Below are 17,050 nucleotides of genomic sequence, written 5' to 3'. Positions count from 1 at the left end.
AGCACGCCACGCCAGCCCTGCGCGCGAAACGCCGCGCGCTCGCGGCCTCCCCATGCGGCGAGCGCATGGGGGAAGCCGTCGACTCGCGCGATCCACCGGCGCGCACCCTCGGGCAGCGGCGGCAGGCGAAACCGACGCCTGCTCACCGCTCGGCCACGGTCACCGGCTGGTTGGGCAGCGCCGCGCGGATTTCGGGCGAATACATCGCCTCGACCCGCGTCGAGGGCAGGCTGAACCGGCCCGATGCGTTCAGCCGCATCACGTACGACACCGTGAAGCTGCCGCGCGGCACCCAGTGGAAATAGGCGCGCCACGAATCGCGCCCGCGCTCGATCCAGCTGGGCGAGACGCCCTCGCCGGCATCGGCCTGTTCCGCCAGCATCTGCGACTGGCCGCCCAGATTGCCGATCACGCTGGCGCCGGCGGGCACGGGGTCCTCGACGACGACCCAGTTGCGTTCGGCACTCGCCTCGACCGTGATCGTCACCTTGATGACGTCGCCGCGTGTCAGGCGGCCGGGCGTCATCGCCTGCACCACGCTGACCTGCTTGGTCATCTTGTACCCCGCCATCAGCGGCTGAGTGAGCGGCACCGCCGCCTTGACCCGGACGAACGCCCAGGGCGCGGCGCCGCCGGCCTGGTTGAGCACCAGCGGCGTGGTCTGTGCGGGCAGCGGCAGGCTGAAGGTCCGCTGCGGCTCGGCCAGCGGCCAGCTGCGGCTGACGCTGGTGCCGCCCAGCGACGCGGTGGTCACCCCGGCAATGGCCTCTGCCGGGTAGAGCGCATTGAACTTGCGCGCCGCGATCGTGCCCCAGGCATTGGCGGTGGTGGTATCCCAATGGCCGCGCTGCTGCCGCATCGCGACGCCGACCATCATCTTGGGGGTTTCGCCCTGGAAGCCGGGGCGGCCAAGCGTGGCGAGCACGGCCTTGATCGCCGCCTCGTCATCCGACGACATCAGCCACCAGGCCGAGCTGCCTTTGTCGCTCAGGTCGATGCGCGTGCCTTCATAGACCAGCCGGGTCTTGAGTACCTGTTCGGCGGCGGTGCGCAGTGCGGCGCCGTTTGCCAGGCCGGGGACCTTGCCCAGCGCGGCGATATAGTCGGCCAGCGACGCAGTGGGCATTTCGTTCGGCGCGATGCCGATCTGGCCCAGCATCGCCGGCGTGGCTGCGCCCTGCCGTGCGAGCGCCGCAAAGGCGGCGATCCGCTGGAGCCGGACGTCGCCATAATCCTCGCGGCGCAGGCGACCGTCGAGCACGGCCTTCATCGCGTCGATCATCTTCGCACGCGGCGCCTCGGGCAGCGGCAGCCCGGCCTCGGCAGTGATCGACAGCAGATACGCGGTCAGCGCCTCCGATCCCGCCCATTCGCCGGGGAAGTAGCGCATCAGCCCGTCGCCGTCCTGATAGGCGGGCAGTTCGCCCGCGATCAGGTTCCACGCGGCAATGTCACCCAGCGCGATCGCCTTCGACGTGCGCTGTTCTAGGCAGCCATAGGGATAGGCCGCCATGTAATCGCGCACCCCCTGCAGCGGCGGGGCGAGCGTGTCGGCCAGCGTCACGTCGACCATGCCGAATCCGGGTAGCGCGCCCGCCGGGGGGGCGATCGAGAAGCCCGTGCCTACCCGCGCCAGCGTCGCGGCCCAGGTTTCTACCGGCACGGCGGGGATCACGTCCTGCGCCACGGTGATGCGGTCCACAGCCTTGCCGTCCGCCGATTTGGCGGTGACGGTCCAGCTCAGCTTGCCCTCACGCGGAGGGGCGGTGAGGTTCCAGGTGATCGGCTTGGCGCCGCCCGCTGGGATATCGACCGTCAGCGGCTTGCCGCGCGCGATGGCGGGGGTGAGCGCGACTTCCGCCGTAACCCGCATCGGCTTGTCCGATCCGTTGCGCAGCGTGAACATCGCCCCGAACGTGTCGCCGGTGCGCACCAGCGTAGGCACGCCGGCATAGATGCTCAGATCCTGCGCGGTCCGCACGCTTGCCTCGCCGGTGCCGAACAGCTGCGCGCCGTTGGTGGCGATGGCGACCAGCTTGAACGAGGTGAGCGCGTCGGACAGCGGCACCGGCACGCGGGCGCGGCCCTGCGCGTCGAGCGGCAGCGTGCCCTTCCACAGCAGCACCGGCTGGAAATTCTCGCGGTTGAGCGCCGACAGGTCGCCGCCACCCCCGCCGCCGCCGGCCTCGACGGCCTTCTTGCCGTAATGCCGCTTGCCGACCACCTGGGTCTGCGCGGTCGAGGTGAGCACTGACAGGGGCCGATCGCCCATCATCGCGCTCAGCACGTCCCAGCTGTCGTTGGGCGCGAGCTGGAGCAGTGCTTCGTCCACGGCGGCAAAGGCGACGTCGGCGGTCTTTGCCGGGCTGCCATCGGGGTTGCGGACCTGCACATCGACATTGGCGATGTCGCGTGCGGCGTAGCTCGGCTTCTCGGCCTTGACCGTCACGCCCAGCCGGTGGCCTTCCCACCCGACCTTCACCTTGGCGATGCCCAGGCGATAGGCCGGCTTGGCGAGATCGACCGTCGCGGTCGGCTCGCCGCCGTCCTTCGAGAAGAAGGGCAGGCCCCAGTCGCGCGCCAGGCTCGATCCCCAGTTGGACCAGCCCGCCACGCGGCCGCGCACCGCCATGACCGAGACATAGACATCGGGGGCATAGTCGCCCGGCATCGGCACTTCGATCACCGGGTCCTTGCCCGACAGGCCGACGACGAAGCTCGACAGCACGCCTTCGCGCTCGACGGTGACCAGCGCGGTCGCCTCGCGGAAGGGCATGCGAACCTGGAACTTCGCGGTGTCGCCCGCCTTGTATTCGGTCTGCTCGGGGATCAGGTCCATCCGGTCGCCATTGTCGCCGCCGAACCACCAATCCTCGTCGCCGACCAGCCACACCGATCGCGTCGCGCGCGCGACATTGCCATTGGCATCCTCTGTCGTCGCGACGGCATAGACTTCGCCCGACACGCCGGGGTCGAGCTGGCACGTCGCCAGCCCCTGTGCGTCGGTGGTCGCCGAACAGGTCGCGCCCAGCTTCTTGGTGCGCATCTGGTTGTCATAGGCATAGAAGCCGCCGATCAGCCGCCGCCGCGCGGTCAGGATCTCGCGGCTGTACAGCTCGACCGAGACCTTCTGGTTGGCCATCGGCTTGCCCGAGGTGTCGAGCGCGACGAAGCGCAGGCGCAGATCGTCCTGCTTCATCAGCCAGCCGTCGGTCTTGATCCCCAGCTGCACGGCGGAGGTGTAGAGCGGGATGCTGTGCGACGCGGTCAGGATTTCGCCATTGGCATCCTGATAGTCCATTTCGACGCGCATCGTGGTCGGCTGGTCGAGCGTCTGGGGCACGTCGATCGCCGCGCGCTGCGTCCCGTCGGCGCCGAGCGTGATCGGCAGCGTCTGGGTGGGGGGCAGCGGGGTGGTCTGCTCGTCGGTCTCGTCGCTGCCGTTGAGCGGCTTGACGCCTTCGCTGAGCGCGCGCCCGCCGAAGCTGTACCCCTCATAGCCCGCAGGCGTCGGGAAATCGGCGAAATAGCCGACGCGCAGCTCGACCGGCAGGTTCGATGCGCCGCCGCCGGAGAGATAGCCGACGAACAGGTCGAGCGGCAGCGTGCGCGGGCGGATCGCCGCGTCCTTGGGGCCCGCCACGCTCGCCTTCATCGTCGGCAGCTTGTATTCGTCGACCTTGAACGACTGGCTCGTCCACAGCGTCTTTTCCTCGCCATCGCGGGTATAGACGACCTGGATGTCGTAATCGCCCATCTTGGCGCCCTGTGGCGCGGTCCATTCGGTCTCGCCCACGCCATTGGCGTCGATCGTCAGCGGCAGTTCGTATTTGGTGTCCGATCCGCGATGCGACAGGCGCAGCGTGCCGGTGAAGGCGGGCGACGTGCCGAAGCCCGAGGCGATCGGCTGGCGCACGATATGCTTCATGTGCACCGTCTCGCCCTGGCGCAGCAGCGCGCGGTCGAACACGGTGTGGAAGATCTGCTCGGGCTTGGAATAGCCATAGGGCAGGTCGAAATCATAGGGGCGGATACCCTCGCCCCACTGTGTCAGGGTAAAGCTGAAATCGTCGCCCTTGCGCGCCGACACCATCAGCGGCGACGCGCTGCTGCCTTCGCAATTGGTATAGGTTTCGGGCTCGGGCAGTCCCGGCGGCACGCCCAGCCGGCCCGAGGCATCGGTCGTGCCCTTGGCCAGCAGCTGGCCGGTGCAGCTGTCGGTGACCTGCACCGCAGCCCCTGCCACGCCCTGGCCGGTGTCGAGCGAGGTCACCCATACCAGCGAGGATTCGCGGCCCCATTTGAAATGGACGCTCATATTCGTGACCAGCGCCCCCGCCGCGACATAGCGCGGCGCCGCGCGGCCCAGCAGTGCCTGGCCCAGCTTGGGGCTGGCGAATTCGACGATGTAGAATCCGGGCGTCTTGAGCGGCACGCCGACGACTTCGAATTCCTTGCCCTTGCCCGGCAGCCCGACCTGGAGCGGCTTGCCCGAGGCGGGAGTCAGCAGCGGCTTGGCACCCGTCTGGTTGATCCGGACTTCTTCCTCGCCGCGCTTGACGGTATCGATCTTGGTGCTGGCGGCATCATCGAGCGCGCGGAGCCATTTGGCGATCTCGCCGTCGCCGCCCTCGACCTTCAGGCTCTGGCCCTGCACGCTCATTTGCCGCGCGGTCAGGTTGGCCTCGACATTGCGGACGCTGACCGGCAGCACGCCGCCTTCCTTGGCTTCCAGTATGCCGAAGTTGGCGGCGAACTTGAGCAGCGGGGGCGCTTCGTCGAACTTGACGTCGAGCGGGAAGCGCTCGGCATTGGACAGCGCCCGGCCGCTCTCGTCGGTCACCTTGGCCGGCAGCACCAGCTTGGCGGTGACGGCGGCGGGCAGCGGTGCCTTGAACTTGACGTCGCCCAGCGTCGCGCGGCGCTTGTCCTCGTCGCTGAGCAGCGGGCTCAGCGCCTTGCCGTCGGGCAGCTGGATGCGGATCGCCTCGGCCTGTTCGCGGGGGATCGGCGCGGAGAAGCGGACCCAGGCGTCTTCCACCGGGCTGCACCCGGCCTGCGGATTGACGCGCGAGCATTCGAAGCGCGCGGTGAACGGCTTGCGCACGGTGAAGTCATAACGCTGGTCGGCGCCGGCGATGCGGCCCGACGCGCTCTTGATGTCCTTGCCCCATACCAGCGCCATGTCGCGGCCGGGGGGCAGCGGGCGGCGGCATTTGAGCGCGACGATGCTGGCGGTCGCCTTGGTCCGCGCGGCGGCATCGGCGGGCAGCGCCTCGGGCAGCCCCGCTTCCTCCAGGAAGCTCCGCATTTCCCAGCGATCGGTGCCAAGATCGGCGATCAGTTTGCCCGCGGTCTCGGCGGGAAGCACGTCCACGGGAATCTTCTCGCCGATGCCGTCCACCGCGCAATAGGCGTTGGCGCCGACCGATGCGCGATCGGGCGCGAGATTGGCGGCGACCAGGAACGTCTGGTCCTCCTCGATCTCGCGGCCATAGCGGCTCGGCAGCACAGCGCGCGCGATCGGGCCGCCGCTGTCCACCGTGAACTTGGTCTGGCCGGTGACGGCATAGCCCGCCAGCGTCTTGAGCTTGGGCTTGAGCGTGAAGGTGCAGGTGACTCCGCCGGGCAGCGGATTGGCGAATTCGTGGACATAAGTCTGCTGGTCGACCCAGCGCCCCTCGCCGCCGACCGGGCATTCGACGTCGAACGGCCCCGCCGCGCGCGGATCGCCTAGCGGCACCATCTGCTGGTTGAAGCGCGCAGTGAAGCGCTCGATCGCGCCGTCGCCCATGCCGGGCGTTGCCATTTCGACCTGGGGGCTGTTGTCGCCCATCGCCGCGATGGCGCCGAGCGGCGCGAGCGCCAGTGCCAGAATTCCCAGTTTCGTCGCGAGCTTCATGGCACCCTCATCCCTTAGGCGGCGACACCCTAGCTGCGGACCCCGAGGTGTCCAGCAGCGAATGCACTTGCTCCGAATCGGAGTGATATTGCCGCCGCGCCGCTGACTCAACCTGAACGGGGTGCAATAACAACGGCCTATACATGCATCCGAATCGGGGGAATTTCGGTGCGGCCAGGGGGATGCTGACGTCTGCAATAGATGCGATTGCGCGCGAGGCGACGCTGTTCGCCGCGCTGTGCTTTCTCGTCGGCGGGCTCGACGATCTGCTGGTCGACCTGGTCTATCTGGGACGGCGCATCGCGGGGCTGCTGGCCCAGCACCGGGGATCGGCGGCGGAGCATCCGGCGATGCACGGGCCTGTGCCGGCGGGGCGCATCATCCTGTTCGTGCCCGCATGGGACGAATCCGCCGTGATCAGCCGCATGCTCCGCGCCGCGCTCGCCCGGTTCGCGCATGACAATTATGCCCTCTATGTCGGCACCTATCCCAACGATGCTGCCACGATCGGCGAAGTCGCGCGGGTGGCGTGCGCGGATGCGCGCGTGCGGCTGGTCATCAACGACCATCCCGGCCCCACGACCAAGGCCGATTGCCTCAACGCGCTGTGGCGCGCGCTGCTGCGCGACGAGGCTGCCGAAGGATTCACCACGCGCGCCGTGGTGCTCCACGATGCCGAGGACGTCGTCCACCCGCACGAAATCGCGCTCTATGCCCGCTGGATCGGCCATTACGACGCAGTCCAGCTGCCGGTGCTGCCGCTGCCGCATCCCCGATCGCGCTTCATCGCCGGCCATTATTGCGACGAATTCGCGGAAGCTAACTGGGCATTAGCATAACATTTGCCTAACATCAGCATTGGGCCTGATCGCGAGAGACGTTGCCTGTCGTTGGCGCCAACAGCCTACCTAACTGTAGGTAAATTATTCAAACACTTGACTTGTCTTGATTTTGACGTTCACTGGCAGTGCACCAATGCTCTGACGGCCTCTCGTGAGAAGGGGCGCGGCCAGCAGCCCTATTGGAGGTCGCCGGTAGCGGATTGTGGGCCGCGACGGTGGATCGGTCCGGACGGGTATGGTCGGGTTCGATACCGCAAGCAAATTCGCGGAGGTGGCGCGATCCGTGATCAGCGTCGCCGAGCTGATGGAAGCGATAGCATATACCTGCACGACGATGCGCGTGCCCTATTTCGCGCTGACCCATCATGTTGATTTCCGACGCGAAGCGAATGCGGGCATTCGACTGCACAACTATCCCGAATACTGGGAGGAATGGTTCGATGCGCGCGGCCTTGGACGCTCGGACCCGATCCACCGCGCCAGCCAGCGCGTGAGCATGGGCTTCGCCTGGACCAGCGTGCCAGGAATCATCGCGCTGACCCCGGAAGACCATCTGGTCCTGGAGCACGCAGCGAGAGCGGGCATCGGGGACGGTTATACGGTACCAGCCCATGTGCCCGGCGAGACGCTCGGCTCCTGCTCATTCGCAGTCGAGGTTGGGCGCGCATTTCCGGCGGAGCTCCAACTGCCCTGCCAGCTTATCGGAGGCTTCGCGTTTGAGGCCGCGCGCCGTGTAACCGACCGTCGGGGCGCGGCGTTTGCCCAGGCTCCAATCCTGACCGATCGCCAGCTGGATTGCGTTTTGTGGGCAGCACGGGGGAAGACAGACTGGGAAATCGCCGTCATCCTCGGCATCAGCCACGAGACAGTGATCCAGCACCTCAAACATGCCCGCGAGCGCTATGGTGTGCAGAAGCGTGCGCTGCTTGCCGTGCGGGCTTTGTTCGACGGCCTGATCAGCTTCACGGACATACTCAGGCGGTGACGTCCATCCCCATTTCTGGGGATATCGCGCACACGCCGGGACGCCGATGCTCAACCTCGACAACCTGTTCGAGGGAGGAGAGTCCATGCTGCTGTTACTGGATACTGCCGCCGGGCCGGTCAGCGATATTGCCCTGCGGTCGATGTTTGCGGCCCGCAAGAGCGTCTTTGTCGATCTGCTGAATTGGCAACTACCGGTGCTTGCCGGAAAATATGAGCTCGACCAGTTCGACAATGCGCAGGCGCGCTATCTCATCCTGACCGACGCGCGATACGAGCATCTGGCGTCAGCGCGTCTGCTACCCACGACGCGACCGCACATTCTGGACAGCCTGTTTCCCGCGCTCTGCGCGGACGCGCCGCCACGCGGACGGGACATCTGGGAGATCACGCGCTTCTGTCTCGATCGAACACTTCGCGCACCGGAACGCCGCGCGGCTCGCAACCGGCTCGTCACCGCGATCGTCGAGCACGCGCTTGGGAACGGCATCCGAAAATATACGGGCGTCGCGGAGATCGGCTGGCTGCAGCAGATACTGAGCTTCGGCTGGACCTGCCGCCCGCTTGGCTTGCCTGCTCCGGACGGCCGGACGATGCTCGGCGCGCTTGAGATCGAGATCGACGCCGAGACACCAGGCCTGCTCGCGGCCGGCGGGGTCTGGTGCGCGGACGTGCTTCCTCTTCCTCGCTCGCCGCAGGCGGCAGTCGCGTAGGACATTCTGATGACCGATCCTGTCACCCGGGCCGACCCCATGTCGGCACTCGCAGCGCTCGACGCCCATGGCTGGTGCGTTCTGCCGGGGCTTCTGCCCGAGGAAGCTCGCGCGCTTTCGCGCGACCTCGAACCGGCCTTTGCTGAGACGCCCTTCTGCCAGGGCGATTTCTACGGCGCTCGCACCAAGCGTTTCGGCAGTCTGCTCCGGCGATCACCGCATGCTGCAGCTTTCGCGCAGGAAGAGACCATCCTTGGCCTGTGCCAGGCAGTGCTCGGCCGCTGGTGCGACACGTTCCAGCTCAATCTCATGCAGGGGATCGCGATTCATCCGGGGGCGCCCCGACAGTTCCCGCATAGGGATCAGGATATGTGGCAGGGCGTCAAAGGCGAGGTCGAGTATCTTGTCAACGTGATGTGGCCGCTCACGCATTTTAGCGAAGCCAATGGCGCGACGATCCTTTATCCCGACAGTCACGGCGCGAATGCGCTTTTGGACCAGACTCCGGACCGATCGGTGGTCGCCGAATGCCGGCCCGGCGATGCGATCGTCTTCCTCGGCTCGACGCTGCACGGGGCGGGTGCCAACCGCAGCGGCGAGGTTCGCAAGGCGCTCGTCGTCAGCTACTGCCTGGGCTGGCTCAAGCCCTATGAGAATCAGTGGCTTACCTACCCGCCCGAGATTGCGCGCGGTTTCGACCGCGCGCTTGCAGAGCTTGTCGGCTACCGGCAGCACCGTCCCAATCTCGGCAACTATGAAGGCGTGTGCCCGTCGGTCCTGCTCGGCGACAATCTTCCCGAGCATCTAGGCGCGATCGACGCGCTTCGGCCAGAGCAGGCCGAAGCCGTGCGGCAGCATCGGCTCCTGCAAACCGAAAGAGACGTGCGATGAGCCCGATCCAGGCGCTCGAGCGCAGCTATGCCGCCTTGAAACAGCTGCTCCGCGACGGCGCCTTCGCGCCTGGGTTCAGGCTGGAAGCCAATCGCCTCGCCGACGAGATCGGGGTCAGCATCACACCGGTGCGCGATGCGCTGCACAGGCTGGTTGGTGAGCGCTTGATCGAAGCCAGCGCGGGAGAGGGATTTCACGTGCCGCGCCTGACCGAAGCAGAGCTGCGCGAGCTGTACGAATGGAACTCCGCGCTGCTGGTGATCGCCGTCCGCACGACACCGCAAGCGTCCCCGCACGCACTGCCTCCGGAGAATGCCGGGGGAGTGGCAGACTGCGCTGCCTCGCTCTTCGAGGCGATCGGATCCGCCACGCCGAATCGCGAAATCCGCGTGGCGATCGCCTCGGCGAGCGACCGTTTGCATGCCTTTCGGCGGCTGGAAGCCCATATTCTGGCGGCGACATCGCTCGAACTCGAGGAAATCGCCCAAGGCGGGGCGCACCAACTCCAGGCGATCCGTCGCTTTCATCTCCGCCGCATCCGTGCGGTTCCCGCGCTGCTGCGCGCCCGGTCGGGCGGATAGGCGCGATTATTTCCGCGTTATAAACTTCTTATACCCCGGCGCTCGAGCGAGTCTCGCATTGTCGCATCCCGCGACACGGAGACTGACCATGAACCGCGAAGACAAGGAACCGGTCGACCTGATCGACCTGGGCGTCGCCAGCGCCGAGACCAAGGGGGCGGAGGAAGGCGAGTTCGACATCGTCGGCCTGATCCCCAAGCAGGGCCTCTCGGACGACTGATCCCGTCGGTGCCGGTCCGGCTTCGGCCGGGCCGGCATCCCCAGCCCGCCTGCAGACCAGCCTTCCAGCACTGCCAGGCTATCTTCACGCCTCAGACATGATCCGGTTGCTTGCGGAGTATCCCGGCGATCGGGGATTGAATGAGCATCCTGTAGATCGAAGATACAGGCGCTATCTCCCAATAATTCTCGGATAATACGCCCAAAAAGATGGTTGCAAAATATTCCAATTATAAACTTTCTATTTCGTGCGCTGATGCAGAAATTTTCGGTGTCGCATCCCGCGACTTGGGAGAATGGAGATGGACCGCGAACCGCAAGACACACTCGACCTGCTCGATCTCGGCGCCGCCAGCGTCGAAACGCGAGGCGCCGACGAAGGCGATTTCGACGTGGTCGGAATGATTCCGCGTCAGACATTGTCGCAGGATTGACCGAACTGGCACCGGCCCGGCGACACGCCGGGCCGGCACCCTGCTTCCGAAGGGATCGTCACAGATGTTCTGGCGCATTCTTCCGCATGCCTCTGCCTGCCTGTGCGGTGGTCGGGTCACGATCCTGGACCTGCGTCAGGACCGCTACTTCCAGCTCCCGCGTGCCGCGAGCGCCGACGCCGCGTCCTGGCTCGAGCGTGGCTACAACAGCTCCCCACCTCCTTCCTTCCAGGCGATGCTGCAACGCGCGGGCATTTACCGCGACGGAGATAGAGCGCCGACAAACGGTCTAAGGGACAGCGTATCGCTGCCCGACACGCTTGCCACACCCAAGGCGCTCGCCCCGCGCACGGTCATTCCAACGGCAGCGCAGGTCCTATCATCCTGGGCAAGCCTGAAGACCCTGTCCTTTCGAACTATCCTTGAACGCCGCCAGTCGCGCGCGCCTCTCTCCTTGCCCATCGACCCCGAGCCCGCGCTGGAGATCGCCGCCGGGTTCGACCGCGCCCGTGCGCTGGTCCCGCTCGCCCGCAACTGCCTGCTCGACTCGCTCGCCCTGGACAGCATGCTGGCCACATATGGGATCGGTGCGTACCTCGTGTTCGGGGTCGCGCTGCACCCCTTCGAGGCCCATTGCTGGCTGCAAACCCGGCACGCGATCCTCAACGACAGTTACGACCATGTCTCGCGCTTCACGCCGATCCTCGCGCAGTGAACCGGTCGGCCTATCTCGCCGTCGCCGGGCACCAAGGACCGCCGCCCGAGCGGCTGCGCCCGTTGCTCGACCGTCTGCACCGGGACAATCGCGCAAGGCTCGTTGATGTCCCTGGCCTGCTGGTATTCGGCGATCCGATTGCATCGCATCTGATCCTGCCCAATGCTGGCGGGCTGATCTGGGGCCATCTCTTCGAGGGCCTGGCCAATTCGCGCGTCCTGTCTTCCCGGCACCCAGCTATCGAGGCCGACAGTACGACCTTCCTGTCGCGCCTCTGGGGCGGGTACCTGGCAATCCGGTGCCGCGAAGGCGCCGTCGAGATATTGCGCGATCCGTCGGGAACGGTGTCCTGCTATCATGCTGCGCTCGAGGGCGTTCACATTCTCACCTCCCAGCCAACGCTCCTCTTCGAGACCGGACTGCTCGCCCGGTCGATCGACTGGACGATCCTCGCGCAGACTCTGGTTTATCGCGATCTTCGCCCCGCGCGGACCGCGCTTCGCGGAATCAGCGAAGTCCTGCCTGGCACCCGCCTGATAATCCGGCGCGGCGTGGCCCAAAGCAGCTGCATCTGGTCGCCCTGGGATTTCGCCCGGGCCGATCAGCAGATTGCCGGGATGGCAATCGCGCGCGAGCGGCTGCGCGATACGATTAATGCCACGCTCGGCGCGTGGAGCGGCTGCTTCTCCCATCCATTGCTCGAAATATCGGGAGGCCTCGATTCCTCGATCGTTGCGTCAGGGTTCGCGGGCGCTTCAAGCGCACATTGCCTGACGTTCGGCCCGGGGCCCGACGATTCGGACGAGCGTCCCTGGGCGCGTGAGATCGCAAAGCATCTCGGCCTTCCGCTTACCGAACTGCGCGCCGACGAAACCCGTGTGGACATAACGCGATCGGACGCCAGCGATATTCCACGACCCTGCGCGCGCGTCCTCTCTCAGGCACTCGATCGCCCCATCCAGACCCATGCACAAACACAGCGCACGGATGCGTTCCTGGGCGGGGGCGGCGGCGACAGCATGTTCTGCCTGCTCCATTCCGCGCTCCCGGTTGTCGACCGCTACCGACACGAAGGCCTGAGCGCCGGGCTCTTTGAAACCGCCGCCGACATCGCCCAGATCACACACACCGACATCTGGAGCGTGCTGCGCGCAGCAATTCCACGTGCTCTGCGGCGTCCTTCGCAAATGCCCCGCCCGAGCACCAATCCCTTCGTAAGCGAAGATGCGAGGAACGGCCTTCCCTGGCCGGAAGGCAATCCCTGGCTCGCGGCCCCCGACGGAATTGCGCCAGGCAAGCGTCGTCATGTCTGGTCGATCCTGGCGATCTACAATCACCTCGAAGGCTATGGTCGCGAAGCCATCGCACCCTGCCTCGTCCCCCTGATGTCGCAGCCGATCTTCGAGATCTGCATGGCGATCCCGAGCTGGCTCTGGTGTCAGGGCGGTAACAATCGCGCGGTGACGCGCGAGGCCTTTCGGCAAGCGCTGCCCGCCACCATCATCGATCGGCGGACCAAGGTCTCGTTCAACGGCATCGTCCAGCGCGTCCTCGACGCGCACAAGGACACGATTCGCGAGATGGTGCTGAACGGCGCCCTCGCCAGAGAGGGCATCATCAATCGGGATGCAATCGGCAACTTTCTTGACCATCCGCTGGCCTCTGCCAGGGCTTTGCCGGAGATCATGGCTGTGGTGGACACCGAAGCCTGGCTGTCTTCCCAAACCGCCGGCTCCGGTCCGAACCGGTAAACCGCGTCAAGCGTGGCCTCAATTCGTCGGCCTGTCGATCGTCTATGCCCGGATGCAGGCGGTCGGCATCGTCAACGGCCATGACTGTTTCCGACGGGACGCTGCCGACGCCACATCGTTTACCCCGTCACGGGGGAGGATGTGGCGTCGCACAGTTCGTAGAACGACTCTGTCGTCGCGATCACGCCGGGGCGATGTCGAACTGTATCGCCGCCACCTTATCCAGCGCCGAGGCGACCGCCATCTCCCGCTGGTCTGGCCCGAAGGCGACCCCTTCGGCGATCACGAATTCGGGCTGTGTGATACCGATGAAGCCCAGCATCGCGCGCAGATGCGTTTCAGCATGCTCCATCACCGCAGTGGGGCCCTCGGCATATTGACCGCCGCGGGCCAGCGCGACGAAGACGCGCTTCGTGCCAGCCAGGCCTTCGACGCCGTTCTCGCCATAGCGAAAGGTCTTGCCCGAAACCAGAATGTGGTCGAACCAGCCCTTGAGCTGTGTCGGGATGCCGAAATTGTACATCGCGGCGCCGATCACCACGATATCGGCGGCAAGGAATGCTTCCAGCGTGGCTGTCGCCTCAGGCGTGACGAAGCCGGGCAGCGTGAGGTGGGGCAGCGGCTCTGCGCCGAGATCGCGGTAGGACAGCGCAAGCGCGCTGTGCGACCGGCGCAGCTGTTCGACAATCGCGGCGGACATGGTGCGGCTGACCGAGGCGTCGCCTTGGATCGATGAATCGAGATGAAGTAGGTGCATGGGGCCTGTTCCTGTCTTACGTGGCCTGCACCACGTAAAGTGCCCCTCCGGGGGGCCAAGAACGCATATTTTCGAGACCTAGTCACATGGATATGACTGCTTCCAGCACGCACAATCCCGCCCGTTGCCAGGAAGTGGCACGCCATCTGGGATGGATCGGGGATCGATGGACCTTGCCGGTCGTGGTCATGCTCGCCTCCGGGACGCTTCGCTTCAACGAACTGCGCCGGGCGGTGGCGGGGATATCGCAACAGATGCTCACCCGCACGCTGCGTCGACTGGAGCGCGACGGCATCGTGACCCGGACAGTGCACCCCACGGTTCCGCCGATGGTGGAATATGCGCTCACCCCGCTGGGGCATTCGCTGGCCGCGCTCGGCCAGAATCTGGGCCGGTGGGTGGTGGATCACGAACACGCGATACATGCGAGCCAGGCTGCGTTCGACGCCCGGGACACTCAGGTCTAGGGCCTCCGCGATGGACTCCCCGGACGCGCGCGCCTGTGGTTTTGCGTCACCGCGCGAGCGTCACGGTGATCGGGCAGTGGTCCGAATAGTGCGTCGGGGTCGCATAGGGCGTTTCGGCGAATGATCGCAGGTCTTTCGCGGCGCGGCGGTCAAGCACGACATGGTCGATGAAGTCGCGGTAACGCGGGTCGCATCGGGGCTGGATTCCCTGGTCGGCTAGCGTCAGGTCGGCATTGGGCGGTGTCTGGTCGTCAATCTCTGCCCAGACCGGGTCGCCGGGAGCGGCGAGACGGCGGTTCCAGTCGCCCAGCACGGCGAATCGCGTGGGGCCCGAAGCGGCGCTGTCGATCCAGGCCTCGAGCCTGGGGATCTGCTGCAGCAAGGTGCTGCAGGCCGGGCCCTGGGCGCCGGCGAAGCAGCCCGATTTGAGGTGGATGGCGAGCAGCCGCAGCGGCCGGCCGTTGGTGGGGCGGACAGTGATGTCCACGCCCGAGCGCAGATTGGGGTTGCCGAGCTGGAGGTCGGTAAGGTCGGGGCTGCGGTCGAAGGCCAGGTTCTTGCGGATGGCAAAGCCGACGGCCTGGCGGATGAACGCCTGGTCGGATTGCTTGCCGCCGCAGGTGCCGCTGGGCTGGCCGGGGCGCTCTTCCATCACGAGCGCATATTTGCCGGGATCGAATATGCGGGCCGCAGCCTGCAGGTTCTCGGCTTCCTGGAACGCGATGACATCGGCGTCGAGGCCGTCGGCGATGCTACGCATCGCCTGATAATCGGCGGCGCTGCGCGGCTGGCAACCGGCACCGTCCTTCTCGGCAAGAAATTCGAGGTTCCAGCTCGCAACGCGCAGGCCCTTGGGCACCGACTGTGTCGCGTGCAGCGCTTCAGGTGGCGCGCTCGTGCAGCTCGCCAGCAGGAGTGCGGTGGCAAGGGCGAAGGAGGGGTGGGCTTTCATTGCCGTTGACTAGGCGTTCTCGCCGGCCAGCGGCAAGGGTCAAGCGTTGGGGTGCGCCGTCGCGGACGCGACTGCGTGCCACGGCCCGATCGTCCTTTGGGGAGATGCGCCGCCGAGCCCATGCGGTCTCGCCTGGCCCTCTTGGTACCCAGTGCGCCGACGGAGCCGCTTTGCCTCTACGAGCACTGGGGCACAGGATAGCGAGCGGGCATGGTCCGTGAACGTGCGTCCGGCGCCTTGGGGGGAATAGCTGACTGCCCAGGCGCCGCGCCGTATCGTCGCGAAGCTATCGGCGGGGCTGAGCTGATCGCCAGACTGCATTCAACTGCTTTGTCGCCGCCACGCCGGCACAGGAACCCTACCGTCTGTTGGCGGTCGATCTGCCCCGCAAAGCCGGTCCCGCCCAGGCGAAACCCGGATCTGTCACGCCATCCAGGTATTGGACGGCGGGTTCGATCGGCGGCGGTTAAGCCGCAGGAGCAGGTTGAGACGCAGTCGGGGCAAAGGGCTCCCGGCAGTAACCCGATCTCGCCGTATTGCGTCTCATCCTTCCCATCCTCGCGCATGGCATCGCGTTTACCGGCCAAGGCGATTCTTCGCAGGGTCCGCATCCGATATGGAGCAATTTCTATCGACGTTGTGCGATTCGGATCTGCGTAACCTAAATCGCCTTCCGGCGAGGCTTGGCGCTCGCCACTGGTGTCAGCGCTTCCAGCGTCCGATATCTCCCCAGGTCGGCGCGTGCGCGCCGCTGCCCTCGGTGAGGAGGCCATTTGCAGGCTTGGGCGGATCGAACAGCTGGCAGGCGGGAAGCGTGTCGGGGTCGAGTCCGGCGACTTCCGCCCAAAGCTCCGGACCTGGCTGGGTTGCGCTGAACTTTCTATAATTCTGGCTGACATAGGGCGCGTTGGCCGGTGGCAGCGGATAGCCCGAGAAATAGAAGGATTGCGGCATTACCTCACCCGCTGCGTTGGCACGGAAACCATAGCCGAACAGGATGCCGCCATCCTTGGTCCGGTCGGGTGTCACGCCAACTTGCATCACCTTCCCATCCTCGGCGCTCACCCAGAAGGAATAGCCCTGGCCGCCCGGTCCGATCCGAGCGCTGTCCTGCGCGCTATAGGGCAGGTGCTTGATAAAATCGGGGCGGGGCGGGTGATTGAGCGGTGAGAACAGGCAGATTGGCGGCATCCAGCTGGGCCGCCCCTTGCCGGCTACGAAATAGGCAGTGTTGCCGAGCGAGATAAACTTGCACGAGTAGTCGTTGCGAAGCGGAAAGATGGGCAGACAGAAATTGTCATATCGCTCCATCATCGCCCCTTCGCCCGATTTTCCGCGCCAGGTCGAGTCGTAGAAGGTGGCGCCGGAAGAGGTCTGGTACGTCGCGCCCTTGGGGGGCTTGATGGCGTAGGGGGGCGGATATTTTTCATAATCCGGGCCGTAGACCCGGTACATCGTCCAGGTCGATTGCCACCATTTCGGCCATATCGGGTTCGGTGGCTCGCCTTCCTTGCGTGGATAGATGCAGTCCTGGCTCTGGCAGGGGCTGGCGCCGGGCGGGTTGTGTGCGCCGTAGGTCTGATAGACCTGTGCCGCCGCAGGGGTCGCGAAGAGGCCCCAGGATACAGCGATGGTAAAGATCTTTGCGGTCGTCGATATTGTCACGATTGCCTCCTAAGGTGGTCTTTCGTACACAATAATTTACGAGCTAGGGTATTGTATATACTCGGTCGTATGATTCACTTGTACAATGAGTACGGATGGAATCAATGGGCGAGCTTGATTCAAAAATTACAGTGCGCTATCTAATCCCATTACAAGGGATAGTTGTGTAGTATCCGT

Annotated in this window: 14 protein-coding genes; 10 read left to right on the top strand and 4 right to left on the bottom strand. The window is 65.8% G+C overall.

The window, feature by feature from the left end; translation table 11 throughout:
- Nucleotides 1-142: 142 nt before the first annotated feature.
- On the bottom strand, nt 143-5,902 hold the full coding sequence (locus ACG3SL_RS18010) for an alpha-2-macroglobulin family protein (RefSeq protein WP_448662541.1): 5,760 nt from the start codon (nt 5,900-5,902) through the stop codon (nt 143-145).
- A 182-nt stretch (nt 5,903-6,084) separates the two neighbouring features.
- Between ACG3SL_RS18010 and ACG3SL_RS18005 the strand changes: the two genes are divergently transcribed.
- From ACG3SL_RS18005 to ACG3SL_RS17965, 9 genes are all read left to right on the top strand, one after another.
- A complete protein-coding gene (locus ACG3SL_RS18005) occupies nt 6,085-6,741 on the top strand; it encodes a glycosyltransferase (protein ID WP_448662540.1) in 657 nt (218 codons plus the stop codon).
- A 286-nt stretch (nt 6,742-7,027) separates the two neighbouring features.
- A complete protein-coding gene (locus ACG3SL_RS18000; RefSeq protein WP_448662539.1) occupies nt 7,028-7,729 on the top strand; it encodes a helix-turn-helix transcriptional regulator in 702 nt (233 codons plus the stop codon).
- Between the two features lie 85 nt (nt 7,730-7,814).
- Entirely contained in the window at nt 7,815-8,441 is a 627-nt protein-coding gene (locus ACG3SL_RS17995; protein ID WP_448665163.1) for an acyl-homoserine-lactone synthase, read from the top strand.
- A 9-nt stretch (nt 8,442-8,450) separates the two neighbouring features.
- Nucleotides 8,451-9,332, top strand: a complete 882-nt coding sequence (locus tag ACG3SL_RS17990; RefSeq protein WP_448662538.1) for a phytanoyl-CoA dioxygenase family protein — start codon at nt 8,451-8,453, stop codon at nt 9,330-9,332.
- Nucleotides 9,329-9,913 (top strand): GntR family transcriptional regulator, encoded by a 585-nt coding sequence (locus ACG3SL_RS17985; protein ID WP_448662537.1) that lies wholly within the window; start codon nt 9,329-9,331, stop codon nt 9,911-9,913. Before ACG3SL_RS17990 ends, ACG3SL_RS17985 begins: the two co-directional genes overlap by 4 nt.
- An 88-nt stretch (nt 9,914-10,001) precedes the next feature.
- On the top strand, nt 10,002-10,133 hold the full coding sequence (locus tag ACG3SL_RS17980) for a benenodin family lasso peptide (RefSeq protein WP_448662536.1): 132 nt from the start codon (nt 10,002-10,004) through the stop codon (nt 10,131-10,133).
- Nucleotides 10,134-10,434: 301 nt separating this feature from the next.
- Nucleotides 10,435-10,566 (top strand): benenodin family lasso peptide, encoded by a 132-nt coding sequence (locus ACG3SL_RS17975; protein ID WP_448662535.1) that lies wholly within the window; start codon nt 10,435-10,437, stop codon nt 10,564-10,566.
- 64 nt (nt 10,567-10,630) lie between these two features.
- Nucleotides 10,631-11,281, top strand: a complete 651-nt coding sequence (locus tag ACG3SL_RS17970) for a lasso peptide biosynthesis B2 protein (RefSeq protein WP_448662534.1) — start codon at nt 10,631-10,633, stop codon at nt 11,279-11,281.
- A complete protein-coding gene (locus tag ACG3SL_RS17965; RefSeq protein ID WP_448662533.1) occupies nt 11,278-13,032 on the top strand; it encodes an asparagine synthase-related protein in 1,755 nt (584 codons plus the stop codon). The genes ACG3SL_RS17970 and ACG3SL_RS17965 overlap by 4 nt, the downstream gene beginning before the upstream one ends.
- Before the next feature lie 181 nt (nt 13,033-13,213).
- On the opposite strand, the gene ACG3SL_RS17960 is transcribed toward ACG3SL_RS17965, so the two are convergent.
- Nucleotides 13,214-13,789: an FMN-dependent NADH-azoreductase gene (locus tag ACG3SL_RS17960; protein ID WP_448662532.1), complete on the bottom strand. Its 576-nt coding sequence runs from the start codon at nt 13,787-13,789 to the stop codon at nt 13,214-13,216.
- A 92-nt stretch (nt 13,790-13,881) separates the two neighbouring features.
- Between ACG3SL_RS17960 and ACG3SL_RS17955 the strand changes: the two genes are divergently transcribed.
- Nucleotides 13,882-14,256 carry a winged helix-turn-helix transcriptional regulator gene (locus ACG3SL_RS17955; protein ID WP_448662531.1) on the top strand — a complete coding sequence of 125 codons (375 nt, stop codon included), beginning with the start codon at nt 13,882-13,884 and terminating at the stop codon, nt 14,254-14,256.
- Nucleotides 14,257-14,302: 46 nt separating this feature from the next.
- Here the strand turns inward: ACG3SL_RS17955 and ACG3SL_RS17950 are convergent, their stop codons facing one another.
- Nucleotides 14,303-15,208, bottom strand: a complete 906-nt coding sequence (locus ACG3SL_RS17950) for an endonuclease/exonuclease/phosphatase family protein (protein ID WP_448662530.1) — start codon at nt 15,206-15,208, stop codon at nt 14,303-14,305.
- 702 nt (nt 15,209-15,910) lie between these two features.
- Nucleotides 15,911-16,873: a hypothetical protein gene (locus ACG3SL_RS17945; RefSeq protein ID WP_448662529.1), complete on the bottom strand. Its 963-nt coding sequence runs from the start codon at nt 16,871-16,873 to the stop codon at nt 15,911-15,913.
- Nucleotides 16,874-17,050 lie beyond the last annotated feature (177 nt).

The sequence above is a fragment of the Sphingomonas degradans genome (genome assembly GCF_053502645.1).
Note: the sequence above shows the minus strand (reverse complement) of the source record. Positions and strands in the feature narration are given on the sequence as shown.

Bases quoted from the DNA above. Each gene is read 5' to 3' on its own strand.
- ACG3SL_RS17960 (WP_448662532.1), bottom strand. From the start codon at position 13,789: ATGCACCTACTTCATCTCGATTCATCGATCCAAGGCGACGCCTCGGTC.
- ACG3SL_RS17980 (WP_448662536.1), top strand. From the start codon at position 10,002: ATGAACCGCGAAGACAAGGAACCGGTCGACCTGATCGACCTGGGCGTC.
- ACG3SL_RS17975 (WP_448662535.1), top strand. From the start codon at position 10,435: ATGGACCGCGAACCGCAAGACACACTCGACCTGCTCGATCTCGGCGCC.
- ACG3SL_RS17985 (WP_448662537.1), top strand. From the start codon at position 9,329: ATGAGCCCGATCCAGGCGCTCGAGCGCAGCTATGCCGCCTTGAAACAG.
- ACG3SL_RS17955 (WP_448662531.1), top strand. From the start codon at position 13,882: ATGACTGCTTCCAGCACGCACAATCCCGCCCGTTGCCAGGAAGTGGCA.
- ACG3SL_RS17970 (WP_448662534.1), top strand. From the start codon at position 10,631: ATGTTCTGGCGCATTCTTCCGCATGCCTCTGCCTGCCTGTGCGGTGGT.
- ACG3SL_RS18005 (WP_448662540.1), top strand. From the start codon at position 6,085: ATGCTGACGTCTGCAATAGATGCGATTGCGCGCGAGGCGACGCTGTTC.
- ACG3SL_RS17950 (WP_448662530.1), bottom strand. From the start codon at position 15,208: ATGAAAGCCCACCCCTCCTTCGCCCTTGCCACCGCACTCCTGCTGGCG.
- ACG3SL_RS17990 (WP_448662538.1), top strand. From the start codon at position 8,451: ATGACCGATCCTGTCACCCGGGCCGACCCCATGTCGGCACTCGCAGCG.
- ACG3SL_RS17995 (WP_448665163.1), top strand. From the start codon at position 7,815: ATGCTGCTGTTACTGGATACTGCCGCCGGGCCGGTCAGCGATATTGCC.
- ACG3SL_RS18010 (WP_448662541.1), bottom strand. From the start codon at position 5,902: ATGAAGCTCGCGACGAAACTGGGAATTCTGGCACTGGCGCTCGCGCCG.